At 35.6% G+C, this 24,647-nt stretch carries 23 protein-coding genes; 19 read left to right on the forward strand and 4 right to left on the reverse strand.

What is annotated here, in order from left to right:
- Positions 1 to 37: 37 nt before the first annotated feature.
- Together pfkA and PSU83_RS02945 are read right to left on the reverse strand one after the other, a co-directional pair.
- Entirely contained in the window at positions 38 to 1,024 is a 987-nt protein-coding gene (gene pfkA / locus PSU83_RS02940; RefSeq protein ID WP_300586528.1) for a 6-phosphofructokinase, read from the reverse strand.
- A 139-nt stretch (positions 1,025 to 1,163) separates the two neighbouring features.
- Positions 1,164 to 5,702 carry a translocation/assembly module TamB gene (locus PSU83_RS02945; RefSeq protein WP_300586530.1) on the reverse strand — a complete coding sequence of 1,513 codons (4,539 nt, stop codon included), beginning with the start codon at positions 5,700 to 5,702 and terminating at the stop codon, positions 1,164 to 1,166.
- A gap of 100 nt (positions 5,703 to 5,802) precedes the next feature.
- Between PSU83_RS02945 and tsaD the strand changes: the two genes are divergently transcribed.
- Genes tsaD through PSU83_RS02970 form a run of 5 tightly spaced genes read left to right on the forward strand, consistent with a single transcriptional unit; the run spans position 5,803 to position 9,992 of the window.
- Positions 5,803 to 6,825, forward strand: a complete 1,023-nt coding sequence (tsaD, locus tag PSU83_RS02950; RefSeq protein WP_300586534.1) for a tRNA (adenosine(37)-N6)-threonylcarbamoyltransferase complex transferase subunit TsaD — start codon at positions 5,803 to 5,805, stop codon at positions 6,823 to 6,825.
- Positions 6,826 to 6,830: 5 nt separating this feature from the next.
- Positions 6,831 to 7,538, forward strand: coding sequence for a 16S rRNA (uracil(1498)-N(3))-methyltransferase (locus PSU83_RS02955; protein WP_300586538.1), 708 nt, complete (start codon positions 6,831 to 6,833; stop codon positions 7,536 to 7,538).
- 3 nt (positions 7,539 to 7,541) lie between these two features.
- The gene (locus PSU83_RS02960; RefSeq protein WP_300586541.1) at positions 7,542 to 8,228 is read left to right on the forward strand and encodes a DUF4159 domain-containing protein; all 687 of its coding nucleotides are present in this window, start codon (positions 7,542 to 7,544) and stop codon (positions 8,226 to 8,228) included.
- 10 nt (positions 8,229 to 8,238) lie between these two features.
- Complete coding sequence (locus PSU83_RS02965) at positions 8,239 to 9,417, forward strand: class I SAM-dependent methyltransferase (protein ID WP_300586544.1); 1,179 nt, start codon at positions 8,239 to 8,241, stop codon at positions 9,415 to 9,417.
- Between the two features lie 2 nt (positions 9,418 to 9,419).
- A complete protein-coding gene (locus PSU83_RS02970; RefSeq protein WP_300586546.1) occupies positions 9,420 to 9,992 on the forward strand; it encodes a hypothetical protein in 573 nt (190 codons plus the stop codon).
- On the opposite strand, the gene PSU83_RS02975 is transcribed toward PSU83_RS02970, so the two are convergent.
- Positions 9,985 to 10,644, reverse strand: a complete 660-nt coding sequence (locus tag PSU83_RS02975) for a M15 family metallopeptidase (protein ID WP_300586550.1) — start codon at positions 10,642 to 10,644, stop codon at positions 9,985 to 9,987. The two genes, PSU83_RS02970 and PSU83_RS02975, sit on opposite strands and share 8 nt — an antisense overlap.
- A gap of 49 nt (positions 10,645 to 10,693) precedes the next feature.
- Positions 10,694 to 11,014, reverse strand: a complete 321-nt coding sequence (locus PSU83_RS02980; protein ID WP_300586553.1) for a rhodanese-like domain-containing protein — start codon at positions 11,012 to 11,014, stop codon at positions 10,694 to 10,696.
- 167 nt (positions 11,015 to 11,181) lie between these two features.
- Here PSU83_RS02980 and PSU83_RS02985 point away from each other — a divergent pair, with 167 nt between their 5' ends.
- The 14 genes from PSU83_RS02985 to PSU83_RS03050 all read left to right on the forward strand — a co-directional run bounded on the left by PSU83_RS02985 (position 11,182) and on the right by PSU83_RS03050 (position 24,564).
- Positions 11,182 to 11,640, forward strand: coding sequence for a MarR family transcriptional regulator (locus PSU83_RS02985; protein WP_300586556.1), 459 nt, complete (start codon positions 11,182 to 11,184; stop codon positions 11,638 to 11,640).
- Positions 11,641 to 11,652: 12 nt separating this feature from the next.
- Positions 11,653 to 12,285 (forward strand): NAD(P)H-dependent oxidoreductase, encoded by a 633-nt coding sequence (locus PSU83_RS02990; RefSeq protein ID WP_300586561.1) that lies wholly within the window; start codon positions 11,653 to 11,655, stop codon positions 12,283 to 12,285.
- A 22-nt stretch (positions 12,286 to 12,307) separates the two neighbouring features.
- Positions 12,308 to 12,874, forward strand: coding sequence for a YceI family protein (locus tag PSU83_RS02995; RefSeq protein WP_300586566.1), 567 nt, complete (start codon positions 12,308 to 12,310; stop codon positions 12,872 to 12,874).
- Between the two features lie 288 nt (positions 12,875 to 13,162).
- The gene (locus PSU83_RS03000) at positions 13,163 to 14,557 is read left to right on the forward strand and encodes an anthranilate synthase component I family protein (RefSeq protein WP_300586569.1); all 1,395 of its coding nucleotides are present in this window, start codon (positions 13,163 to 13,165) and stop codon (positions 14,555 to 14,557) included.
- A gap of 96 nt (positions 14,558 to 14,653) precedes the next feature.
- Positions 14,654 to 15,223, forward strand: a complete 570-nt coding sequence (locus PSU83_RS03005; protein WP_300586574.1) for an aminodeoxychorismate/anthranilate synthase component II — start codon at positions 14,654 to 14,656, stop codon at positions 15,221 to 15,223.
- 74 nt (positions 15,224 to 15,297) lie between these two features.
- Positions 15,298 to 16,290 carry an anthranilate phosphoribosyltransferase gene (gene trpD / locus PSU83_RS03010; RefSeq protein ID WP_300586577.1) on the forward strand — a complete coding sequence of 331 codons (993 nt, stop codon included), beginning with the start codon at positions 15,298 to 15,300 and terminating at the stop codon, positions 16,288 to 16,290.
- A complete protein-coding gene (gene trpC / locus PSU83_RS03015) occupies positions 16,290 to 17,075 on the forward strand; it encodes an indole-3-glycerol phosphate synthase TrpC (protein ID WP_300586582.1) in 786 nt (261 codons plus the stop codon). The genes trpD and trpC overlap by 1 nt, the downstream gene beginning before the upstream one ends.
- 26 nt (positions 17,076 to 17,101) lie before the next feature.
- Entirely contained in the window at positions 17,102 to 17,698 is a 597-nt protein-coding gene (locus PSU83_RS03020) for a phosphoribosylanthranilate isomerase (RefSeq protein ID WP_300586586.1), read from the forward strand.
- A gap of 6 nt (positions 17,699 to 17,704) precedes the next feature.
- Positions 17,705 to 18,892 (forward strand): tryptophan synthase subunit beta, encoded by a 1,188-nt coding sequence (trpB, locus tag PSU83_RS03025; RefSeq protein ID WP_300586589.1) that lies wholly within the window; start codon positions 17,705 to 17,707, stop codon positions 18,890 to 18,892.
- Positions 18,893 to 18,894: 2 nt separating this feature from the next.
- Complete coding sequence (gene trpA / locus PSU83_RS03030) at positions 18,895 to 19,656, forward strand: tryptophan synthase subunit alpha (RefSeq protein ID WP_300586592.1); 762 nt, start codon at positions 18,895 to 18,897, stop codon at positions 19,654 to 19,656.
- Between the two features lie 159 nt (positions 19,657 to 19,815).
- Positions 19,816 to 20,439, forward strand: coding sequence for a TetR/AcrR family transcriptional regulator (locus PSU83_RS03035; protein WP_300586593.1), 624 nt, complete (start codon positions 19,816 to 19,818; stop codon positions 20,437 to 20,439).
- The gene (locus PSU83_RS03040; RefSeq protein ID WP_300586595.1) at positions 20,429 to 21,757 is read left to right on the forward strand and encodes a TolC family protein; all 1,329 of its coding nucleotides are present in this window, start codon (positions 20,429 to 20,431) and stop codon (positions 21,755 to 21,757) included. Before PSU83_RS03035 ends, PSU83_RS03040 begins: the two co-directional genes overlap by 11 nt.
- Positions 21,758 to 21,770: 13 nt before the next feature.
- Positions 21,771 to 22,850: an HlyD family secretion protein gene (locus PSU83_RS03045; protein WP_300586598.1), complete on the forward strand. Its 1,080-nt coding sequence runs from the start codon at positions 21,771 to 21,773 to the stop codon at positions 22,848 to 22,850.
- A 127-nt stretch (positions 22,851 to 22,977) separates the two neighbouring features.
- Positions 22,978 to 24,564, forward strand: a complete 1,587-nt coding sequence (locus PSU83_RS03050) for a DHA2 family efflux MFS transporter permease subunit (protein ID WP_300586599.1) — start codon at positions 22,978 to 22,980, stop codon at positions 24,562 to 24,564.
- Positions 24,565 to 24,647 lie beyond the last annotated feature (83 nt).

The following is a 24,647-nucleotide window of genomic DNA, read 5'->3' on the forward strand; positions in this document are numbered from 1 at the left end:
ATTGTTATTGTTATTGATATTGATTTTTGATATTGAATTACGTGGTCATGATATCAGAAACCCGCAACAATTCTCTATCAATTTCTGAATGCCCTTTAATGGCGTTTTCTAATGGCGTCAGTGCCACTTTATCATTTAGTATTCCAACCATGAAATTTGATTTTCCTTCCAATAGTGATTCTACAGCTTTCACACCAAGTCGAGATGCCAAAACCCTATCGTAACAAGAGGGTGAACCGCCGCGCTGCATGTGACCTAGTACAGAGACACGAATGTCGTATTCAGGAAAATTTTCTTCAATATAATCTTTCAATTCAAATACATTTTTACCAATTTTATCACCTTCCGCAATTACAACAATACTGGATGATTTTCCAGAAGCTTTACTTCTTCGCAAGGATTCTAAAAGACGCTCCAATCCTAAATCTTCTTCGGGAATCAGAATTTCCTCTGCTCCTGCTCCGATTCCGGCATTTAAAGCGATATGACCCGCATCTCTTCCCATCACTTCCACAAGAAACAAACGGTTGTGCGAACTGGCAGTATCCCGAATTTTATCGATACAATCCACTACCGTATTCAGTGCGGTATCAAAACCTAACGTATGACTGGTACCGAAAATATCGTTATCAATCGTACCTGGAATTCCCATCACAGGATATCCAAATTCATTATTAAAAATCTCGGCGCCGGTAAAGCTTCCATCACCACCAATAACAACCAGAGCATCAATCCCTGAATGTACTAAATTCTGATGCGCTTTTTGTCTTCCTTCGGGTGTCATGAATTCTTTTGAACGTGCAGACTTCAATATGGTGCCGCCTTTGTTAACAATATTATTAACGCTTCGCGGTCCCATTTCTTTAAAATCGCCTTCAATCATCCCTTGATATCCTCTATATATACCAATACATTCTATGTTATGATAAGCGCAAGTTCTGACTACAGAACGGATGGCTGCATTCATTCCAGGGGAATCGCCGCCAGAGGTGAGAACCCCTATTTTTTTTATGACTTTTGACATTTTATACGTATTGAAATGTAAATTTAGCAAACAAGAACCATTTATAACCCCATTTTTGTTTTATTACTAAAAACAGGAGAAATTCAAACGTTTTCGTTGATAAGTTTTTTGAATATTAGAATCTTAGAGGGTTTTCAGTCTATTCCTCGATTGGAATTGCCTCTCTATTTGGAGTTATAATGTCTTTCTTTTTGTCCTTTACCGGAGTTTTTTTATCTACTACTTGTACGTTTTCTGGTAAATCTGAATCGTGGATCTCGGAACTGTTATTAGAATTAACAGTACCTAATTTAGCATTCTTGAAAATTTTATTAATCAGTTCCTTAAGCGTATCAAAATCGACTTCATACGACATTCCAATTCCCTGCGTATAGCCAATTCCTTGACCAATATAGGTTACGTCATTTTCTTTATTAAAAACCCTTAAGTTCAATGTTCCGTCATCGTTTACACGATATTGTACCTCAAGATCGCCCACAATGGCCGTTTCGGTAATTCCTCCAACCGGGACTCCAACTTTTCCGTTAACCGTTATTCTGTCATTTATTTTAGATGAAACGGTTACACCAAATCTTCCGTCAGTTTGCTGACCAGGAGTTCTATTGGCAACAACATATTCGGGTGCAATTGAAATCTTATCATTCGTACCAGAAAATATATCCCTGAAAAGGCTACTCGCTTTTTCGAACAAATTATTGGATAATTGGTTTTGATTCACTCCTTCCGGACTTAAAAAACTACCCGTAGAAAGAAGATATAAAGCCTGAGTTTGTCGGGTATCCTTGTCGTCTAATTTGGTTTGAATTTCAGATTTCAACGAACTGCTTACATTTGGGAATAAAATATCAAAATCAGGTTGTGGATTGGTTAGACTTCCCCGTACACCAATAACAACACTTGTTTCTACTTTTTTATTAAACGATGGATTGTCTATTAAAACAGCAGGATTCGCTCCACCTACCACTTTATAAACTGCCTCTAGATTCAATGCTGCCGACATCGGATCTCCTGACCAAATAATAGAACCGCCTTTCTTAACTTTAAATTCCTTGTCAATCAATCCGCCATACTTAAAATTATAGGAGCCGGAAACCACAGAGAAATCCCCAAACATTTCAAATTTGCCTACCGTGTTGATTCGGAACAAGAGTGTACCGTTTCCTTTTCCTTTCATACCATGTCCCGATTCCCTATTTAGAATTACCTCGATATTGGCAATTTCAGTGATCTCAAAATCAAATTCCAATTCAAGTCCACCATAATTTTTAGCAAAAATTGTTTTGTCGTTTTTCTTTTTATTTTTCTCTTCAGGTGTTACAAAATGGATGTATTTGTTATCATCAACAGCCTGGGCATCATTTATGGGAATTTTGATATCTGTGCCTTTAGCCGATTCCGCTTCAACCTTAATCTTCAAATTGCTTGTTGGTCCCTTTATCGTTGCCGAACCATTCATAAAGGCAGTTCCATAGTATGCTGCGTCTTCCGCATCCACAGTATTTAAGGCTAATAGTCGATCCGTATTTATAGCCAAATCCAATCGCCAATCTCCAAATTGCTTATGCTTTATAAAACCGCTTAATGCTCCTTTGGTGTTAAATTTAGTATCGGTTATATCGGTTTCCCTAATGATAAACTTACTTTCGGTTACGTCCACAATCGAATTTTTATCAAAGAGATAATCAACGTTGAGATACGGAATGGTTAATCCTGCTTCGTTTATATAAAGCCTACCGTTATAATCCAACTCATTGATGTTTCCGTCAATACGTGCGGTACCAGATGCGAATCCTCTAATATTGGTAATAACATCACCACCAATCTTGCCTAAAACTCCCAAATTAAATTGGTCAAAGCTCAAATCTATATCCAATAAAGTCTCACCGTCCACGATCTGAATATTTCCATCGGCATTAAATGATTCTACATTTTTATTTTCAAGATTGGATTTCAAATAAAATTTACTAAGGGTTTCATCACCTTCAATATCCAAATTCATTTTTCCCAGTAAAATATCATTGACTTGCAAACTATCAACCCGAAGTGTAGATGTGGGCTGGAAAACCGTATTGCTTTGCTTGAAATTAATTTTTCCGTTTAAATTCCCATCAAACTTGAATTTAACAACATCGGGCGTAATTTTGTTCAGATTGACATTCTCAAATGTCAGTTGTAAATCCTTATTTTGCTTACCGTTCAGTAAGCCAACAAAATTAATTCGTTGGTTTCCGTGGGAAATTACGAGATCATTAAAAGAGAAATTACTAAGCTTTTTGTCAAATACTATCTTGTTATTGTCTGGGTTTTCATTTTCATTTAAAAACCATAAATAATCTTTAAATTGAAGTTCCGATTTATTAAATCCAACCACATTTTTATTATCCTCTGAAATAGTGTGATAAAAGTTCAGATTATAGAAATCATTGCCCTGTTTTCCACCTTTAAACTCTGTTCTAAAATGAAGTGTATCGTGCGCAAACGTATTAATCATACTAAAATCTCTAATCTTATAATGTTTGGTCTTTATAGAATCCAATTGAACATAAGCATTGTACAGCGGATTTTTATTGTCAACCTGCACTAACATGTTGTCAAAAGTATTCTCGTACGCGACTACTCTCGACGAATTAAAATCAAGTTTGAAATTCTTCGTATCAGAAGTAATATTACCTTTTAGTTTAGTATTTTGAGCAAGCGAAATATTGGGATTAAAAATTTCTATAATTTTATTGTTCAAATCGAAATCAAATTTTAAATACTGATTGGGCAATACTTTATTGGGTTTGTAATTGGCATAAAATGTACCCAATGAATTCTCAACCATTTTCTGTAATTGATTGAACTTGTATTTTCCAACAACAGAACCTTGTATTGCATCAGGAGAATCAATCGTAATTGCTCGTTCTCCATTAGTATCAAAAATTGAGTTAATATTCAAATAATCAATAAAATACAAGTCTTTTTTATTTTGATATGAGGCATTAGTGAGTAATAAATTTCCTTTCAAATTATCAAAGGAGTTTCCAGTCGCTTTTACCACAATATCGCCTTTAAAAACAGCGATGGAGTCCTTTATAAAATTCAGGTTAGCTAAATTAGCATAATCAATTTTAGAATGAAAATCGTAGATATTTTCCTTTTTAGATAAATCCAAAATGCCATTGAAATCCATAAACAAATTTGGATCGTTTACATAAAATTTGCCTTTAAAAATGGGTTGTTTGAAACTTCCATCAACTATAATTTTGGTATAATTATAGCCATTATACTTCAACTGAAAAACATCACCTGCAAAAGATGTATTGAGGTATTTCTGTGTAAACCCTTTTCCTTCAACATCCATATTCATGCTAACTTTTCCAATGCTTTTGTCGTTAATCATTGTGCCAACATCAAAATTATCTAGGATTATATTTCCGTTGTATTTTGCGTTGTCAATTGTAGCAATATCAGACATGTGCAAGTCAGATTCGATGATACCTAGCGCGGTATTCATTACAAAATTAGTATTCAAATAATCTTGTGTAACTTCAACATTTCCGGCAAAATTAAATTGTCCCAATTTTTGTAACGAAGTGGGTAACTTTTTACCCAAAACATTCGGCAAAAGCTTAGTCAAATCGGTATAATTAGAAGATATTCTTTTAAATTTACCTTTCATATAAAACGTGCCTGGACTTCTTGGAAAAAGGTTTTTAAAATTCACATCACCTTTGATGGTCGAGAATTTATTATCCCGCAAATCCATATTGCTAATATAGAAATCATTCAGCGTTCCTTTAATAGTTGACTTCAATGAAAACTTTCTATTTTTATCCAGTTCCTTATAAAAATAACGGATATCATTCGTTGCCAGAGTAGCACTATCAATCTTTATATCAAATTTTACTCGGTTATTAAAATCTGAGAAATCTTGATTGTCTCTGTTATAATTTAAAATAACGTCACCTTTTAAATACGATTCCTTGGTTAGTACCGTGAGCTTTTTAAGCACTATATTCTTTTTGGTATACACAAAATCAGAAACCAGATTTTCGACTTGAACCCCACGATGGTCATGGAAAGTCATCGCAATTATTTTTGCAGTCACATCAGGACCTTTGATTCCAAAATTTTTAAGATGTGCATTAATCCTAGTAAAATCGACGTCTTTAGGATCGTCTCTATTTTCATCCAACATCGCAAAACGGCTATTTTTAAGATAAATGTTCTTTGTTTTCATCAAAAACTTTCCACTAGCCTTTTTACCATCGTCAAATGCCGCTATGAATAAATCGAGATTAGTTTCCTTTTCTCGTTTGTAGGTTTTAATCTGAAGGTAAAAATTATCCAGTCGCAAATCGCCAAAATACAATTGGCCATCAATTAGCTTTTTGAAATCCAAAATACTCGTCTTAATACGTTCAGCAAAAATTAAAGTATCTTTATGATGATCTAAAATCAATACTTTTTTAAGCTTTACACCACCAAAAAATGTGATGGCTACTTGATCAATAGCAATATTTGTTTTATATTCATTGTTGAGTTTATCGGTAGCGTAATGTGCAATTTTGGTTTGAACATAAGGCATAGACAAGGCAATACTGACCAATAAAAAAAGTAGTAGTAGCGCAACAATACTGCGAAGAAGTATCTTTCGAAATTTTTTAAAACCGTTATTTGTTTTAATTTTTTCCAATTATTATTTTGACTTGGGAAAGAAAATTACCTTTGTAAAAATCTTTACATTTGATTTTCTCAGATCGATTGTCAAATATAAATTAAAATTTGCGCCTTTTATGCATACTGAAGAAGTTTTTATACTGGCTATTGAAAGTTCGTGTGACGACACTGCTGCTGCGGTTTTAAGAAATAATATAGTGCTTTCAAACGTAGTTGCCAGACAAAGCATTCACGAAGAATATGGCGGCGTTGTTCCAGAACTTGCTTCGCGTGCGCACCAACAAAATATTGTTCCCGTGATTGACATAGCCTTAAAGAAAGCAAATATTACTAAAAATCAGCTTTCTGCTATTGCTTTCACGCAAGGTCCAGGCCTTATGGGTTCGCTCTTAGTTGGTTCGTCTTTTGCAAAATCTCTGGCAATGGCATTGGAAATTCCTTTGCTTGCAGTAAATCATATGCACGCTCATATTTTAGCACATTTTATCGATGAAGAGGGATTTAACAAACCCACTTTTCCGTTTTTAGCATTAACAATTTCTGGCGGTCATACGCAAATTGTAAAAGTAAATGGCTTTTTCAATATGGAAATTATCGGAGAAACCACTGATGATGCTGTTGGTGAAGCTTTTGATAAAACAGCTAAAATATTAGGCTTTCCTTATCCTGGCGGTCCACTAATTGACCAATATGCGAAAGTAGGAAATCCTAAAAAATATCCATTTACCAAGCCTCGAATTGCAGGATTGAACTTTAGTTTCTCAGGTTTGAAAACGCAAATACTTTATTTTGTGCAGAAAAATGTTCTAGAAAATCCAAACTTTATAGAAGATAACAAAGCCGATATCTGTGCTTCGGTCCAACATACGATTATCGAAATTTTGATGGATAAATTAAAATTAGCGGTAGCTGAAACAGGAATCATTCAAATTGCAATTGGCGGAGGCGTTTCTGCTAATTCTGGAATAAGACAAACGTTGATAGAAGCCGAAAATAAATATGGATGGAAAACTTTTGTACCCAAATTTGAATACACAACAGACAACGCGGCGATGATTGGAATTGTAGGCTATCAAAAATATTTACATGAGAAGTTTGCGGATGCAAATGTTGTTTCCAAAGCGCGAATTGAATTTTAAAATCTATGCAATTATTCTATAATCCTAACTTCAATGAAACCCAAACTTCCTTTGTTTTTGACAAGGAAGAAAGCAGGCATATTATTAAAGCACTTCGTAAAAAAGAAGATGATATTCTTCACGTTACAAATGGTTTAGGTGTTTTATTTACGGCCAAAATCACGATTGCTTCAGACACTAAATGTACGGTAAAAATTGTTTCCTTCGAAAAACAAGAAGCGCCAAAATTTAAGCTACATTTGGCAGTTGCTCCAACCAAAATGAACGAACGTTATGAATGGTTTTTAGAAAAAGCAACCGAAATCGGTATTCAGGAAATCACCCCAATTATCTGTGAGCATTCGGAGCGAAAAGTAATCAAGCTGGATCGCTTTCAGAAAATTTTGGAATCAGCCATGAAACAATCTTTACATTATTATTTACCGAAATTAAATGAGCCGATCGCCTATAAAGATTTCATAAAAAATGTAAATCCTGGCCAACTTTTCATCGCACATTGTGAAGAAACAAACAAAAAATCCTTAAAAAATGAGTTGCAAGCCAATGAAGATGTAACCATCTTAATTGGTCCTGAAGGTGATTTTTCTGTTAAAGAAATTCAATTGGCTACCGACAACAACTTTATTCCTGTATCTTTGGGTGCAACCCGTTTACGGACAGAAACCGCAGCAATTGTCGCTTGTCATAGTGTTGTTTTTAAGAATGAAAATTAATTTATGAAATCAAAGATTAGCGAATACCAAATAATCACTATTTTGACTAAAAGTAAAAATTTATTTTTTCTTTTTTTGCTGCTTTCTACTGCAGGATTTTCACAGGAAATTGCGTTATTAAAATACAATGGTGGTGGTGATTGGTATGCCAATCCTACGTCATTACCCAATTTGATAAAATATTCAAATCAAACGATCAATACCAACATAAAAGCAAAGCCAGGAACCGTTGAGCCTAGAAGTCCTGACATTTTTGCTTATCCTTTTGTGCACATGACGGGGCATGGAAATGTAGTTTTCAGTGATGCTGAAATTGCAAACTTGAGAAATTATCTGCTTTCTGGAGGATTTCTTCATGCAGATGACAATTACGGTATGGATCAATACATTCGCAGGGAAATTAAACGTATTTTTCCCAATAATGATTTGGTAGAAGTTCCGGCAAATCATCCCATATTTCAAAAACCGAATATTTTTGCCAATGGCTTACCCAAAATTCACGAACACGACAACAAACGTCCGCAAGCTTTTGGTATATTCATCGAAAACCGATTGGTTTTACTTTACACTTACGAATGTGATTTAGGCGACGGATGGGAAGATCCCGAAGTGCATAATGACCCGAAAGAGGTTCGTGAAAAAGCATTGAAAATGGGTGCTAATATTCTGAATTATATTTTCAATAATTAATGCTATTGAAATGGATAAATCGTTGTTATCTGTCGAAATTCAAGAGTTTATCGATTCCAATTTAGAGGCTGATCTGGCAAGGTTAGCATTGCAGAAAAACAAATTTCCAAATACATACTGGACTGGAATTCTGAATCAGATTGCTTCCAAACAAAAAACCAAAACAAAACTTCCAACTTGGTTTAATACTCCGAATATTTATTATCCGAGCAAAATTTCAGTGGAACAAACTTCATCTGAAAAAACGGCGGAATACAAATCAGACTTAGTTTCAGGTGGATCTTTAATTGATTTAACTGGTGGTTTTGGGGTTGATGCATATTATTTCGCCAAAAAAGTAAATCAAGTAACACATTGTGAAATCAACGCCGATTTATCCGAAATTGTCGCGCACAATCTGCAACAATTAAATAGTGGCAACATTAACTGTATTTCAGGTGAAAGTTCGGAAACCTTAACGAAATTAAACCAAAAATTCGACTGGATTTATATTGATCCTTCAAGGCGAAATGAGGCAAAAGGCAAAGTTTTTATGTTGAAAGATTGTTTACCCAATGTTCCTGAATCACTTGATTTTTACTTCGAGTATTCTCCAAAAATGATGATCAAAACAGCTCCGATTCTTGATATTACTGCAGGTTTATCGGAACTGAAAAACGTAAAGGCAATCTATATCGTTGCGTTAGACAATGAAGTCAAGGAATTGCTTTGGATTTTGGAAAAGAACTACACCAAATCCATTGAGATCGTTACTGCTAATTTAGTAAAAGAAACGATAGAAGAATTCCGTTTTACACTAGGAAGTACTGCGATTTCTAATTACAGTTTACCAAAAAAATACCTGTACGAACCCAATGCGTCTATAATGAAATCGGGAGGATTTAATGAAATTTCTGCACCTTTTGCTATCGGGAAATTGCAGCAACATTCGCATCTTTATACTTCGGATACCGTAATTGATTTCCCGGGTAGAGTTTTTACAATCGAAAATAGTTTTGAATACAATAAACAAAACATGAAATCATTTCTCGAAAATAAAAAAGCTAATATCACGACGCGGAATTTTACGGAAACGGTAGAAAACATTCGAAAAAAATGGAAAATTCATGATGGAGGAACAACCTATTGTTTTTTCACAACTGATGTAAATAATAAGAAAATAGTTTTACTTTGCAACAAATTAAAATAAACATGAAAAATAGTGTCTTAGCATTATTCATATTGATAAACATAAGCGTTTTCGCCCAAAAGCCATGCGAAATTGACGCTGATATTACTGATACCATCGGGACTTATAAGACTACGAAACAGTATATGGTTTTCGAGAGAAGTTTTGCCGGAAACTCCACAAACGTCTTTTTTTCATTAGCCAATACTAATGGCGTTTTGGGAGTGGAACTGCAATTGTTACAAAAAAGCAATGATTTTATAAAAACTACTTGTTTAGATAGCGGTTCAAAAATATTTATCCAATTACAAAACGGAAAAATTGTAACTCTTTTTCACGCTGGCGCTGATTCTTGTGGCTCGCTTCTAAGAGATGATAAGAATATGAACAACCGAATTATTACTGGAACCTTTCTATTTTCTAAAGATAATTATGAGGAATTAAAAAAATCACCTGTAACTTTTATCCGAATTCAATTTACGGGAGAAACAGCAGATTATCCTTTTAAAACTGGATTTGTTTCGGTGTTGGACAAAAAAATGTATGAGCCTGAAAAATATTTTATGGACTATTTAAAATGTATAGAAACTAATTAAGACATTTCCATTTTAGATTAGAAACTTGGTCTTTACTACTTCCGCTTAAGTTATAATGCCACCATTCTGAATCGAAAGATTTGAAATTGTTTTCGAGCATTATTGTTTTTAGCAATTTTCTATTGGCTAAGATTTGTTCCGAAAGATTCAAATAATTATGACTGGCTTCTTTTCCGAAAAAGTCAAATTTGGTTCCCATATTTAGTTCCATTCCGTTTGAATCAACTAGTGAAATATCGACTGCTCCGCCACGATTGTGAATAGACCCTTTCTTTGGATTAGCTACATAATTAGCATCGGGAACAATTTTCCACATCTTTTTCTGAATCGATTTGGGACGATAGCAATCATATAACTTAATCTTATAACCTTTTTCTAAAAACGATTTATTAGCTTTGAGTAAAGCTTTTACAGTTTTCACACGCAAGAAACATTCGTCACAAGGATAAACTTTTTCTTTAAGAAAATTATCTGGCGTGGCATATTTCATATCAAATACAAAATCGTTGCTGTAATTTCTTAGATTAACAAAAGTAGTGCTGTCATTTTCTTTAGCAATATCAAACAATTCAGTTGATTTTTTAGAATTTAGGTGTGTCGATTTGCAGGAAATCAATACAACGATTAGTAATAAAGGAAGTACTTTTTTCATGTTTTATATAATTTGATGGTTAGGCTTCCTATAATACAAACAAATACAACTACTCTTCATCGCGAAACGCCACGTCGCCTTTCCAGTTCGAGAAACCACCTTCAAGATTATACGTTGTCTCAAAACCCATTTGGTTCATAATAGCGCAAGCCTCTGCACTTCTTCCACCAGCTTTACAATACACATAAAAATTTTTTGATTTGTCTAGTTCGTCAAGTTTGTAAATAAAGGCTTGGCCCCTGTATATATCGTTTAAAACGGCGTTAGGGATTATGCCATCATTCCATTCGTCTTCCGTTCTCACGTCAAGAATAACAGCATTAGGATCATTTTCTAATTTTGATTTCCATTCGTTTTGTGATAAATCCATAATTGATAATTTTGAATAACAAATATACTTGTTTGCAAATTTAAATTCGATTGCTGAGAAAAGAAACTTAACACTATTTAAAATTTTAACATAAGAATAACAAACACTTGTAGCTACAAATGAAATAATCCGTTACATTTGTATCTACAAATATTGTAAGGACAATTATGAAAATTGAAGAAGTTATAAAATCCACAGTCGAGTTAGATGTCGCCAAAAAAGTCATCTTAAACTTTCTGTATACTCAAAATGTGATTAATGATAATTTTCATGAGATTTTAAAGCCTTACGATATTTCGAGAGAACAATATAACGTGCTGAGAATTCTACGTGGTCAAAAAGGTTGTCCTGCCAATATGAATGTTATTCAGGAACGAATGCTTGCAAAAAACAGTAACACTACGCGACTAATCGATAAACTTTTAATAAAAAATTACGTAACTCGTGAAGTTTGCCCTGAAAACCGTCGAAAAATCGAGGTCAAAATTACCCAGCAAGGATTAGACATTTTAATCCAATTGGATCCTATTGTTATTGCTCACGAACAGCAATTTGCCAACAATTTAAGCGGCGAAGAATTACAGCAGTTGAACACGTTACTAGAAAAATATAGAACCTTTAAATAAATCAATTTACACATGAGTAATTTCATAAAAGACGCTAACTGGCGTTACGCAACCAAAAAATTTGATCCTTCAAAAAAAGTTTCAAAAGAAGATTTAGCAACCCTTAAAGAAGCAATTCGTTTGTCAGCTTCCTCGTATGGTTTGCAGCCCTACAAAGTTTTAATTATTGAAAATCCGGAAATTAGAGCCAAATTGCAACCCGTTGCTTGGGGACAATCGCAAATTGTTGACGCTTCTCAATTAATCGTTTTTGCGAATATTACAAATTTTGGTGAAAAAGAAATTAATGCTTACATCAAAAATTTAACAGAAGTCAGAGGGATCTCTATCGAATCTGTCCAAGGCTATGCTGATTTTATGAAATCAAAAATTACTGCGTTGTCAGAAGATAATCGAAACATCTGGACCGCAAAACAAACTTACATTGCTTTAAGTAATTTATTAAATGTCGCAGCAGAATTAAAAATAGACGTTACACCTATAGAAGGATTTGAACCAGAGAAATTTAATGAAATCCTTGGACTTGACAAATTAGGATTAAATGCCGTAGTAATAGCAACTGTAGGGTACCGCGATGATGAAGATGCCACCCAGAACTATGTAAAAGTACGCAAATCAACCGAAGAATTATTTATCAATTTATAACCATAACTAAATCGTAAAAACAATGAAAAATTTAAAAATTATCGCACTTGCAGTATTCGTAGCTTTTGGAACTACTGTAGCTACTGCACAAACTAAAAAAGTTGACGCTGGGAAAAGTACAATCAATTGGGTTGGAAAAAAAATAACGGGCGAACACAGCGGAACTGTTAATTTAAAAGAAGGAAATTTGATTTTCAAAGGAGACAAATTAGCAGGCGGGAGCTTTACAGTTGACATGGCTTCATTAGCTGCAACAGACATCTCGGGTGAATATAAAGCAAAATTAGACGGTCACTTGAAATCAGCAGATTTCTTCGGAACTGAAAAATTTCCTACTGCTGCTTTAGTATTCAAAAAAATTGCTACTAAAGTTGGCGGTGTTTATACAGTAACTGCTGACTTAACAATCAAAGGAATTACAAATCCTATAACTTTTGACTTAGCTGTGAAAGGGGATACGGCTAAAACAAATTTGAAAATAGACAGAACTAAATACGAGATCAAATACAACTCTAAAAGTTTCTTTGACAGCATTGGAGACAAAGCTATTTATGATGATTTCGAATTAACTGTTAACCTACAGTTCTAATTAGGGAATGATTGCTATGAAAAACCTTGAAAAGAAATTTTTGAGGTTTTTTTAATTTCTACTTGAAAATTAAAAACACATCACTACATTTGTGAATCATAAAAAAACAATGAAGAACATTTTAAATAATACTTGGTGGTGGAATAGTTTACGTCAAACGTCGTGAAATAGTCCATTATTGGTATCATTTACCCAAATAATATAAAGGCTTGTCATTCACGACAAGCCTTTTTCTGTTTAAACAAAATTGTCATACTGAGCGCAGTCAAAGTGCAAAAAAACAAAAAGATGAAAATTTACAATTTACATACGCAACACAAGCAAATCCTCGCTGATACAATCACTCCTGTTAGTATTTACCTAAAAATTAGAGATAAATTTCCAAATAGCATTTTATTAGAAAGTAGTGATTACCATACTGCCGATAACAGTTTCTCTTATATCTGCTGCAATCCTATCGCTTCAATAAAAATTGAGAATACTAACATCATCAGTGCTTTTCCAGATGGAACTTTAGAGAAAATAGCGGTTTCAAATACGGTAAATGTTCCAAAAGTAATTGAAGAATTTGCCTCAAAATTCAAACCTGAAAAGAACAATTTCAAATTCATCAATAATGGTTTGTTTGGTTATATTAATTACGATGCCGTACAATATTTTGAAAAGGCTTCTATTCAAAAAAGATCAGATGATATAGCGATTCCCGATTTGTATTACGCAGTTTACCAGAATATAATTGCCATAAATCATTTCAAAAACGAAGCGTATATCTTCTGTCACAGCATAGATAATACTAATAATATCAAGGAAATTGAGCAATTACTACAAACCAAAACCTTTGCGAGTTTTAGTTTTACCAAAGAGGGCAATTCGGTTTCCAATCTAACAGATGAAGAATTCAAATCGAATGTAGCTTTAGCTAAAAAACACTGTCATCGAGGCGATGTGTTTCAATTGGTCTTATCCAGAAGATTTTCTCAAGCCTTTAAAGGTGATGAATTCAATGTCTACCGTGCCTTAAGAAACATCAACCCTTCTCCCTATTTGTTCTTTTTTGATTATGGAAATTTCAAGATTTTTGGGTCTTCGCCCGAAGCGCAACTGGTGATTGCAAACAAGCATGCCGAAATTCATCCTATTGCCGGAACATTTAAACGAACCGGAAACGATGAACAAGATGCCGAATTAGCCAAAAAACTTTCCGAAGATACCAAAGAAAACAGCGAACATGTGATGTTAGTCGATTTGGCTCGAAACGATTTAAGCCGAAATTGCACTGAAGTAAAGGTTGAAAAATATAAAGAAGTGCAGTTTTTTTCACACGTAATCCATCTGGTTTCAAAAGTCACTGGAAAACTAAATGGAAGTGCTATGAATTTGGTTGCCAATACCTTTCCGGCCGGAACCTTAACTGGTGCTCCAAAACACAAAGCGATGCAATTAATAGAACAAATCGAAATTACCAACCGAACATTTTATGGAGGCGCCATCGGCTTCATGGATTTTGAAGGCAATTTCAATCATGCCATTATGATTAGAACGTTCCTTTCTAAAAACCACCAATTGCATTATCAGGCTGGCGCCGGAATTGTGGAAAGTTCTTCAGAAGAAAACGAAATGCAAGAAGTGTACAACAAATTAGGAGCATTAAATAAAGCGCTCGAATTAGCAGAAACAATATAGTGATCAGTGGTCAGAAAGCAGTGATCAGTTAAAAAAAAATAAACATTATACATTTTGTCACCCTGAGCGCAGTCGAAGGGCTTTAATAATAAAAATATGAAAACAATAGCAGTTATCGACAATTACGACAGTTTTACCTACAACTTAGTTCATTATTTAGAAGATTTGAACACACAAGTTACTGTATTCAGAAACGACGAATTTGAATTGGAAGAATTACAAGTTTATGATAAAATAGTGCTTTCGCCTGGACCCGGAATCCCAGATGAAGCGGGCTTACTGAAAGCTGTCATTTCAAAATATGCCAAAACTAAAAGCATTCTTGGAGTTTGCCTCGGACAACAAGCCATCGGAGAAGTCTTTGGCGGAAGCCTTATAAATCTAGAAAAAGTATATCACGGAGTGTCCACAAAAATTACGCAGACAGTTACAGACGAAACGCTTTTTTATGGTTTGCCCAATGAATTTGAAGTCGGGCGCTATCATTCTTGGGTTGTTGCCAATGCTGATTTTCCAACAGTTTTAGAAATTACTTCGACAGATGAAAACGGACAAATCATGTCACTGCGCCACAAAACACTTGATGTTAAAGGGGTTCAATTCCACCCAGAAAGCGTTTTGACGCCTCTTGGTAAACAAATTATAGAAAATTGGGTTAACGATTAACTGGCAATTTCAATAGCAATTTCAATGACAATTTCAATGGCAATGACAATAGCACTATCAATTACAATAAAAAAATGAAAATTATACTTAACAGATTAATAAACCACGAATCGCTATCCAAAGCAGAAGCTAAAGAAGTGCTAGTAAATATTTCTTCGAGCCAATATAATCCTAGCCAAATTGCTTCGTTTTTGACGGTTTATATGATGCGAAACATTACCATTGAAGAGCTTTCGGGTTTCCGTGAAGCGCTTTTAGAACTTTGCATTCCTGTTGATTTCTCAGCGTACAACACTATCGATTTGTGCGGTACTGGCGGAGACGGAAAAGATACTTTTAACATATCAACCTTAGCTTCATTCGTAGTAGCTGGAACCGGAATTCATGTCGCAAAGCACGGTAACTATGGCGTTTCCTCTATTTCAGGTTCGAGTAACGTTATGGAAAATTTGGGTGTAAAATTCAGTAATGATAAAGACTTTCTAGCCAAATGTATGGATCAAGCGAACATTGCCATACTTCATGCACCACTTTTCCACCCTGCAATGAAAAATGTGGGTCCAATCCGAAAACAATTAGGCGTAAAAACCTTCTTCAACATGCTCGGGCCAATGGTAAACCCCTCGTTTCCGAAAAACCAGTTGGTGGGTGTTTTTAATTTAGAATTGGCTCGAATGTACGCGTATCTCTACCAAAACACAAATGTAAACTACACAATTCTTCACGCTTTGGATGGTTATGATGAAATTTCATTAACTGCCGATGCCAAAATGATTACTAAAAACTCCGAAAGTATTGTCAACGCTACTGATTTTGATGTAAAAAAATTGCTTTTAGAACAAATCAAAGGCGGAGAAACCATAGAAGAATCGGCGCGAATTTTCATGAATATCATCTCTGGAAAAGGAACGGAAGCGCAAGAGAATGTGGTTTGTGCCAATGCGGCCTTAGCGCTTGCAACGGTCGAAAATTCATCGATAATCGATGCATTTGCCAAAGCAAAAGAAAGTTTACAATCGGGAAAAGCCTTAGAAAAATTACAAAAACTGCAACAAATCAGTAAATAATGAACATATTAGACCAAATCATCGCCAGTAAAAAGAAAGAAATCGCTTTAAAGAAGTCTGTACTTTCAATTGCACAGTTGGAAAATGCTGAATTATTCAATAAAAAAACGAATTCTCTAAGCAAATCCATACGCAATTTGCCATTCGCAATCATTGCTGAACACAAACGCAGATCGCCTTCCAAAGCTACGATTAACAACAGTTTTTCAGTAGAAGAAGTGGTAAAAGGCTATGAAAATGGGGGTGCTTCAGCGATTTCTATCTTAACGGATACTCAATATTTTGGCGGCTCATTAGAAGATTTGATTTTGGCTCGCGCTTCTGTTCAGATTCCGTTATTGCGTAAAGAATTTATTATTGATGAATACCAGTTATTAGAAGCCAAAGCCTTTGGTGCCGATGCTATTCTGCTGATTGCAGCCGTTTTATCTAAACAAGAAATCAAACTACTTTCAGAATTTGCGCAATCGTTAGCTTTAGAAGTTTTGTTAGAAGTGCATAATCTCGAAGAATTAGAGAAAAGCATCATGCCAAGCCTTGATTTAATTGGTGTTAACAACCGAAACCTAAAAACATTTGAAGTGAGTTTGCAGAACAGCATCGATTTATCAAATAACATTCCGAATGATTTTGTTAAGATTTCCGAAAGCGGATTAACCGCAACTGAAGACATCAATCTATTGAAAAGTCACGGTTTTCATGGATTCTTAATTGGTGAAAACTTTATGAAAACCGATAATCCTGGGAAGAGTTTGGAACAATTCATCAATCAATTGAAAGGATAATGGCAATTCAAATCAAAATATGCGGTATGAAATTTCCAGAGAATATCATCGAAATTGCTTCGTTGCAACCGGATTATTTAGGATTCATTTTCTATGAAAAATCGCCTCGTAATTTTGAAAATGATATCCCAAATATCCCAAAATCTATTCGGAAAGTAGGAGTTTTTGTTAATGCCTCTTTGGAAGAAATTCTAAAAAAAGTAAATCAATATCAATTAGAGTTAGTGCAATTACATGGCGCTGAAAGTCCAGAATTCTGTCATTCATTACAGCAAAATAACGTTAAAGTAATAAAAGCATTAAGTATTGATAATCAATTTAATTTTAATACGTTAAATGAATATAATAATTTTTGCGATTACTTCCTTTTTGACACCAAAGGAACAAATTATGGAGGCAATGGAATTACATTCGATTGGAGCATTTTAGAAAATTACACTTTAGATAAGCCCTACTTTTTAAGTGGCGGAATTGGATTAGAAAACCTCGAAGAAGTAAAATCATTTCTAACTAAACCTTACTCGAAAAACTGTATTGCCATCGACTGCAACAGCAAATTAGAAACAGAACCAGGATTAAAATCGATAGAAAATACAAAACAGCTTATCAACGCTTTTAAATAATAAACTATGCAAACGACTTACAATGTAGACGAAAAGGGATTTTATGGCGAATTTGGTGGCGCATTCATTCCAGAAATGCTATATCCAAATGTAGAAGAATTACGCCAACAGTATCTAACAATAACAGCAGAGCCTGAGTTTCAATCCGAATTCCAGTCGCTTCTCAAAGAATACGTCGGCAGACCTACGCCACTTTACTTTGCTAAGCGTTTGTCAGAGCAATTTAACACCAAAATTTACCTTAAACGTGAGGATTTATGCCACACTGGTGCACATAAAATCAACAACACTATCGGTCAAATCTTATTAGCCAAACGATTGGGTAAAACCCGAATTATAGCCGAAACTGGCGCAGGACAACACGGTGTGGCAACCGCTACCGTTTGCGCTTTAATGGGATTGCAATGCATTGTTTTTATGGGCGAAGTTGACATTGAACGTCAAGCGCCAAATGTGGCTCGCATGAAAATGCTTGGTGCCGAAGTTCGACCAGCAACTTCGGGCTCAAAAACCTTGAAAGACGCAACTAATGAAGCGATTCGCGATTGGATTGCCAACCCAATTGATACTTTTTACATCATCGGTTCTGTCGTTGGACCTCATCCCTATCCTGATATGGTCGCGCGTTTTCAAAGCGTGATTTCAGAGGAAATCAAAATCCAACTACTAGAAAAAGAAAACCGAGAAAATCCAGATCACGTGATTGCCTGCGTAGGTGGCGGAAGCAATGCTGCTGGGGCTTTTTATCATTTTTTAGACAATCAAGAAGTCAACCTCATCGCAGTTGAAGCAGCTGGAAAAGGCGTTGAAACTGGCGAAAGCGCTGCGACTTCAATTTTGGGCAAGATTGGCGTTATTCATGGAAGTAAAACCCTTTTGATGCAAACCCATGACGGACAAATAACCGAGCCCTACTCTATTTCGGCAGGTCTTGATTATCCCGGCGTTGGACCAATGCATTCGCATTTGTTTCAAACAAAAAGAGCGGAATTCATCGCCATTACTGATGAAGATGCTATGCAAGCCGGAATCGAATTAGCCAAAACAGAAGGTATCATTCCCGCCATTGAAACCGCACATGCATTAGCCGTTTTTAAATACAAAAAATTCAAGCCAGAAGATATTGTTATCGTCAATTTATCAGGTCGTGGTGATAAAGATTTAAGCACATATATTAACTATTTCAACTTATAAAAATGAATAGAATTCAATCCAAATTATCAGAAGAAAATAAAATACTATCCATCTATTTTTCAGCAGGCTTTCCTAACCTAAATGATACTAAAAGTTTAATTGAAAAATTAGCTAAAAACAAAGTAGATATGATCGAAATCGGCTTGCCTTTTAGCGATCCTTTAGCGGATGGACCAACCATTCAAGCAAGCTCAACGCAGGCTTTAAAAAATGGAATGACGACTGAAATACTATTCGATCAAATTGCAGATATTCGCGAAACGGTAGAAATTCCGTTAATAATAATGGGGTATTTTAATCCGATTTTGCAGTTTGGAGTGGAGAACTTTCTGAAAAGATGTCAAGAAACTGGGATTGACGGATTGATTGTACCCGATTTACCGCTTGAAATCTACCTGTTAGAATACAAACAACTCTTTGAAAGCTACGGTATTGCTATGGTTTTTCTGATTACACCGCAAACTTCTGAAGATAGAATCCGTTTGATTGACGCAAATTCTAATGCGTTTATTTATATGGTTAGCAGTTCAAGTGTAACGGGAAGCAGAGATGCATTCGATACAAATCAACTTGAATATTTCGAACGAATTTCAGCAATGAATTTAAAAAATCCGCAGATAATTGGCTTCGGAATTAGCAATAAAACAACCTTCCAACAAGCAACAAAATACCAAAAAGGAGCCATCATCGGTAGCAGTTTTATCCAGTTTATCGAAAGTAATCCCATTTCAGATAGTTCCTTATTTATCCAAAATATACTTTAGATAATTTACATAATCAATTGATATCTAATTTTATAATTATTTACTATAGTATTTATCTATGATGTTTATATTTGTTAATTTCAAGTTAAAAAAAAATTAAACAAACGTTTAATTTAAACAGTTGTTTAATTTTGTACCCGATTTAAATCTTAACAAATCATGATTGCATTAAACGACAAACAAATTGAGATTCTACAAGTCGCCGAAAAGCTTTTTGCTGAAGAAGGATTTGACGGAACTTCAATAAGAGATATAGCCAAAAAAGCAAATGTCAATATCGCTATGATCTCTTACTATTTTGGCTCGAAAGAAAAAATGTTGGAAGCTTTAGTACTAAGTCGGATTTCCGATATGCGATTGCAACTCGAAAGCTTGTACAACGAAAACATCCCTCCTTTTGCCAAAGTGGATAAAATGGTGGAACTTTATATCACTCGTATCAACAAAAACCGTTGCATCTACCAAATTCTTCATTCTGAATTTTCGAACAAAAAGAGAGAATTGAACTTTGAAGGATTTACCGAGATGAAAAAATCCAACTTAGAAACCTTCAGAAACATTATCAAAGAAGGACAAGATTCTGGGGATTTCCAACAAGAAATCAATGTGGCCTTGCTTCCTCCTATTATCATGGGAACCTATTTCCAGTTTCATACCAATAAGCCATTTTACAAACAAATACTCAACCTGAAAACGGATGAGGAATACGACAACTACATTGGAACTGAGCTTACACAACACATTCAAAAAACCATAAAAGCACTCCTAGTCTATGCAAATTAATAAAATCGTTATCCTTGCCCTTCTCTTTTTGGGACTTACCAAAATGGAAGCGCAGCAAAAGAAACTCATGACTTTGAAAGAAGCCGTAGCACTCGCAGTAACCAACAGTGATGCTGCCTCCTTAGCGAAAGCCAAAGTAGAAGCTTCTAAATTGGAAGTTGATATCACCAAAAACACACGTTATCCTAGTGTGAAAGCTACCGGACAATACTTGAAATTATCTAGCGCGCACATTGATTCGAATCTACAAACCAACACTGATCCTAATGCTGCTCCGGCTAAACCTTTAAAAGCAGATCAATTGATGTTGGGACAAGTAAATGCTTCGATGCCAATTTTTAGCGGTTTTAAGATATCAAATAGTATCAAGGAATCCGAAAGTAGGTATAAATCGGAAACATTCGCTGAAAAGCACTCTAAAGAGCAAATTGGGCTTGAAGTGGTAGAAATGTTTGCCAACTTATACAAAGCACAACAAATGGTCGACTTAATCGAAGACAATCTGAAATCGGCTGACCAACGGGTTAAAGATTTTACCGCAATGGAAGAAAACGGTTTGATTGCGCGTAATGATTTATTGAAATCACAACTGCAACAATCCAACGTACAATTGTCATTGGATAACGCAAAAAAGAATACCGCTATTTCCAACTACCGATTAGTGACTTTATTAAAATTACCAGAAGGTACACAAGTTGAAATCGATATTGAAGCGGTGAAAAGAGATATGGCAAGCAATCAAGGAAACGGTGCAACCGGAGAACGAAATGATTTGAAAGCAATGGAACTTAAAAAACTAGCAGCCGAAAGCGGCATCAAAATCGCAAAATCGGGCTACTATCCTAGCCTTTCATTGTCTGGCGGTTATATCGCATTAGATTTGAATAATGTACTGACGGTTACTAATGCAATGAATATTGGTGTTGGTGTTTCTTATGATATTTCAAACATCTTCAAGAACGGTAAGAATGTTAAATTGGCGGAAAGCCGAGTAAAACAAACGGAGATTGCCGTATCACAACTGAACGACCAAATCAAAGAAGAGGTGTTTATGGCCAATGAAAACTACACCCTGTCGTTGAAACAAAGTTTGGTTTATGAAAAAGCAGTAGAACAAGCTACTGAAAACTACCGCATCGTAAAAGACAAATACGACAACAGCCTTTCGGATACGAATGATTTACTGGAAGCCGATTACCAACAATTACAATCCAAAATCAATCAAGCGTTATCTAAAGCAGATGTAGCTCAAAAATATTACGAATTGCAATTTGCTACAGGAACCTTAACCTCATCATTAAACATCACTCAAAAATAATAGATACACAACTATGAAAGCTAAAAAAACAAACAATAAATTCACCTTCATATTCATCGGATTGGCCGTTGTTGGACTAGGATATGGCGGATATAAATACATTCACTCTTTATCTCACGAAACTACTGACGATGCTCAGGTAGCTAAGAAGATGAATCCGATTATTCCAAGAGTTTCTGGGTACATTACTAAGGTTTTGGTTAAGGATAACGACAATGTGAAACAAGGCGACACGCTTTTCGTAATTGACAACAGCGATTATTTGGTTAAAGTAGAAGAAGCGAAAGCGAATTTGGCTGCAGCCGAAAACAATTATGAAGTGGCTAAGGCCGATATAGGAACGTCACAAGCGGGAGTTTCAGTTTCTGAAGCCAATGTACAATCCGCTGGTGGAAGTATTGAAACGGCTAAAATCAGATTGCGCAGAGCTTCAAGTGATTTTGAACGTTATAACAATCTGTATAAAAATCATTCGATTACCAAACAACAATTTGAACAAGCTGAAGCGGCAAAACAAGAAGCGCAAAGTCAGTTGAACATCTTGATGAACCAACAAAAAGCCTCCTCTTTCCAAAAGAATGTTGCTGCGGCTCGAACAAATGTAAGTAACAAACAAGTTCTGGTGGCTGCTGCCAATATCAAAAAAGCACAAGCAGCATTAGATGCCGCGAATTTGAATATTGGATACACGGTCGTTACGGCTTCAATAGACGGGCAGGTTTCTACCATCAACATCCAACCGGGACAATTGGTACAACCGGGACAATCGTTGTTTTATATTATCAACAACAATGAAACTTGGGTGGTAGCCAACTTTAAGGAAACGCAATTAGACAAAATGCGCGAAGGGCAAAAAGTGAAATTGAAAATCGATGCGTTCCCCGGAACGGAATTCGAAGGTCAGATTGTTTCGTTCTCTCCGGCTACAGGTTCTAAGTTTTCTCTTTTGCCTCCAGATAACGCAAGTGGAAACTTTGTGAAAACAGTACAACGTCTTCCGGTACGCATCAACTTTACCGACAACAATGCAAAAGATAAAGTGGCGTTGCTTCGCTCTGGGATGAATGCGGATGTAGATGTTATTTTAAAATAATTATGAATTAAAAATTAAAAATTAATAATGGAGCTACAAAGGCAACAACCCACTAAAATAGTACAATTACTCCTAGTCGCAATTAATAATTCTTAATTTTTACTTCCTAATTCTTAATTCATTAAAAATGTCTAAACCAACAGTTCAAGAGGATTTAGTAGAATATGGTTTTCGCCGGACGATTATTACCATTACGGCGGTGCTGTGTGCTATGCTTGAAATTGTAGATACTACAATTGTAAACGTAGCGCTTAATAACATGCGTGGTAGCCTTGGTGCTACCCTTACTGATGTGGCTTGGGTAATTACCGCGTATGCTATTGCTAACGTGATTGTAATTCCTATGACGAGTTGGTTATCACAACAATTTGGTCGTCGGAATTATTTTGCGGCTTCGATTATCATTTTTACCGTGGCTTCCTTTATGTGTGGTAACGCCGATAATATATGGGAACTCGTAGCCTTCCGATTCATTCAAGGTTTGGGTGGTGGTGCGTTATTGGTTACCGCTCAAACGATTATAACCGAAAGTTATCCGATAGCAAAACGAGGCATGGCTCAAGCTATTTATGGAATGGGAGTTATCGTAGGCCCCACTCTTGGTCCGCCATTGGGCGGTTATATTGTTGATCATTTTTCATGGCCTTATATCTTTTATATCAATATTCCGATTGGGATTATTGCTACTTTATTGACTTTAACGTTTGTTAGAAGTCCGAAGTATGGCGAAAAACTAACTGCCAATCAAGTTGACTGGTTGGGTATTGGGTTGCTGGCGGCTTTTATTGGTTCGCTGCAATACATTTTAGAGCACGGTCAGCAAGACGATTGGTTTAATGATGGCACTATTGTGACCTTATCTGTCGTTAGCGCTTTGGGCTTGTTCTTCTTTATCTGGCGCGAGCTCGTTTACAAATACCCTATCGTTAATCTGTCGGTGCTGAAGGACAGTAATCTTAAGGTTGGAGTCATCATGAGTTTCATTATGGGATTTGGTTTGTATGGTTCTACGTTTATTGTTCCCATCTATACCCAATCTATTTTGGGATGGACGGCTACAGATGCCGGATTGCTATTGGTTCCGAGTTCGATAACCGTGGCGTGTTTGATGCCTTTTATTGGTAAATTGATACAGCGTGGCGTGCCGCAAACGTATATGGTGGCGGTTGGATTTTTATCGTTCTTTATATTCACCTATTGGATGCACGACATCATGACGCCCGATACGGGAACCGAACACATGTTTTGGCCCCTAATTGTGCGTGGTGTTGGACTGGGATTATTGTTTGTACCCATTACTACTCTTTCACTCTCTAACCTTACGGGGAAAAGCATTGGCGAAGGTGCAGCGTTTACCGGAATGATGCGTCAGTTGGGTGGATCATTTGGTATAGCGATTATCACAACCTTCTTGGCGCGTTTTGGACAAGAACACCGTATGAATTTATTGCCGTATATTGATGGATCTAAACCTAATGTACAAGATCGACTGCATGGTTTGCAAGCGAACTTTATGGGACGAGGCGATACTGCCGATGTGGCATTGCAGAAAGCTTATCAGGTGCTTGATTTAGGGATTACCAAACAAGCTACCGTGATGTCGTTTATGGATATTTTCTTGTACTTGGGTGTGTTGTTTTTGGTTTGTATTCCTTTTATCTTGCTGGTTAAAAAAGGTAAAGGTAAAGTTGACGCGAGTGCGGCTATGCACTAATTGACACATTTACAAGTTATTAACAATTTATACGTTGTTTAGCAACTTTAGCCTAAATTTGATTTAAGAGTTTTCAAGCATCA

The sequence above is a fragment of the Flavobacterium sp. genome, assembly GCF_029945805.1.
Lineage (GTDB): Bacteria > Bacteroidota > Bacteroidia > Flavobacteriales > Flavobacteriaceae > Flavobacterium.

Excerpts from the sequence above, each read along its gene's own strand:
- PSU83_RS03050 (WP_300586599.1), top strand. The coding sequence starts at position 22,978 with ATGTCTAAACCAACAGTTCAAGAGGATTTAGTAGAATATGGTTTTCGC.
- PSU83_RS02980 (WP_300586553.1), bottom strand. The coding sequence starts at position 11,014 with ATGGATTTATCACAAAACGAATGGAAATCAAAATTAGAAAATGATCCT.
- PSU83_RS02965 (WP_300586544.1), top strand. The coding sequence starts at position 8,239 with ATGGATAAATCGTTGTTATCTGTCGAAATTCAAGAGTTTATCGATTCC.
- PSU83_RS03000 (WP_300586569.1), top strand. The coding sequence starts at position 13,163 with ATGAAAATTTACAATTTACATACGCAACACAAGCAAATCCTCGCTGAT.
- pfkA (WP_300586528.1), bottom strand. The coding sequence starts at position 1,024 with ATGTCAAAAGTCATAAAAAAAATAGGGGTTCTCACCTCTGGCGGCGAT.
- PSU83_RS02955 (WP_300586538.1), top strand. The coding sequence starts at position 6,831 with ATGCAATTATTCTATAATCCTAACTTCAATGAAACCCAAACTTCCTTT.
- PSU83_RS02960 (WP_300586541.1), top strand. The coding sequence starts at position 7,542 with ATGAAATCAAAGATTAGCGAATACCAAATAATCACTATTTTGACTAAA.
- PSU83_RS03005 (WP_300586574.1), top strand. The coding sequence starts at position 14,654 with ATGAAAACAATAGCAGTTATCGACAATTACGACAGTTTTACCTACAAC.
- trpA (WP_300586592.1), top strand. The coding sequence starts at position 18,895 with ATGAATAGAATTCAATCCAAATTATCAGAAGAAAATAAAATACTATCC.
- PSU83_RS03035 (WP_300586593.1), top strand. The coding sequence starts at position 19,816 with ATGATTGCATTAAACGACAAACAAATTGAGATTCTACAAGTCGCCGAA.
- trpD (WP_300586577.1), top strand. The coding sequence starts at position 15,298 with ATGAAAATTATACTTAACAGATTAATAAACCACGAATCGCTATCCAAA.
- PSU83_RS02970 (WP_300586546.1), top strand. The coding sequence starts at position 9,420 with ATGAAAAATAGTGTCTTAGCATTATTCATATTGATAAACATAAGCGTT.
- PSU83_RS03020 (WP_300586586.1), top strand. The coding sequence starts at position 17,102 with ATGAAATTTCCAGAGAATATCATCGAAATTGCTTCGTTGCAACCGGAT.
- trpB (WP_300586589.1), top strand. The coding sequence starts at position 17,705 with ATGCAAACGACTTACAATGTAGACGAAAAGGGATTTTATGGCGAATTT.
- trpC (WP_300586582.1), top strand. The coding sequence starts at position 16,290 with ATGAACATATTAGACCAAATCATCGCCAGTAAAAAGAAAGAAATCGCT.
- PSU83_RS03040 (WP_300586595.1), top strand. The coding sequence starts at position 20,429 with ATGCAAATTAATAAAATCGTTATCCTTGCCCTTCTCTTTTTGGGACTT.
- PSU83_RS02990 (WP_300586561.1), top strand. The coding sequence starts at position 11,653 with ATGAGTAATTTCATAAAAGACGCTAACTGGCGTTACGCAACCAAAAAA.
- PSU83_RS02995 (WP_300586566.1), top strand. The coding sequence starts at position 12,308 with ATGAAAAATTTAAAAATTATCGCACTTGCAGTATTCGTAGCTTTTGGA.
- PSU83_RS02975 (WP_300586550.1), bottom strand. The coding sequence starts at position 10,644 with ATGAAAAAAGTACTTCCTTTATTACTAATCGTTGTATTGATTTCCTGC.
- PSU83_RS03045 (WP_300586598.1), top strand. The coding sequence starts at position 21,771 with ATGAAAGCTAAAAAAACAAACAATAAATTCACCTTCATATTCATCGGA.
- tsaD (WP_300586534.1), top strand. The coding sequence starts at position 5,803 with ATGCATACTGAAGAAGTTTTTATACTGGCTATTGAAAGTTCGTGTGAC.
- PSU83_RS02985 (WP_300586556.1), top strand. The coding sequence starts at position 11,182 with ATGAAAATTGAAGAAGTTATAAAATCCACAGTCGAGTTAGATGTCGCC.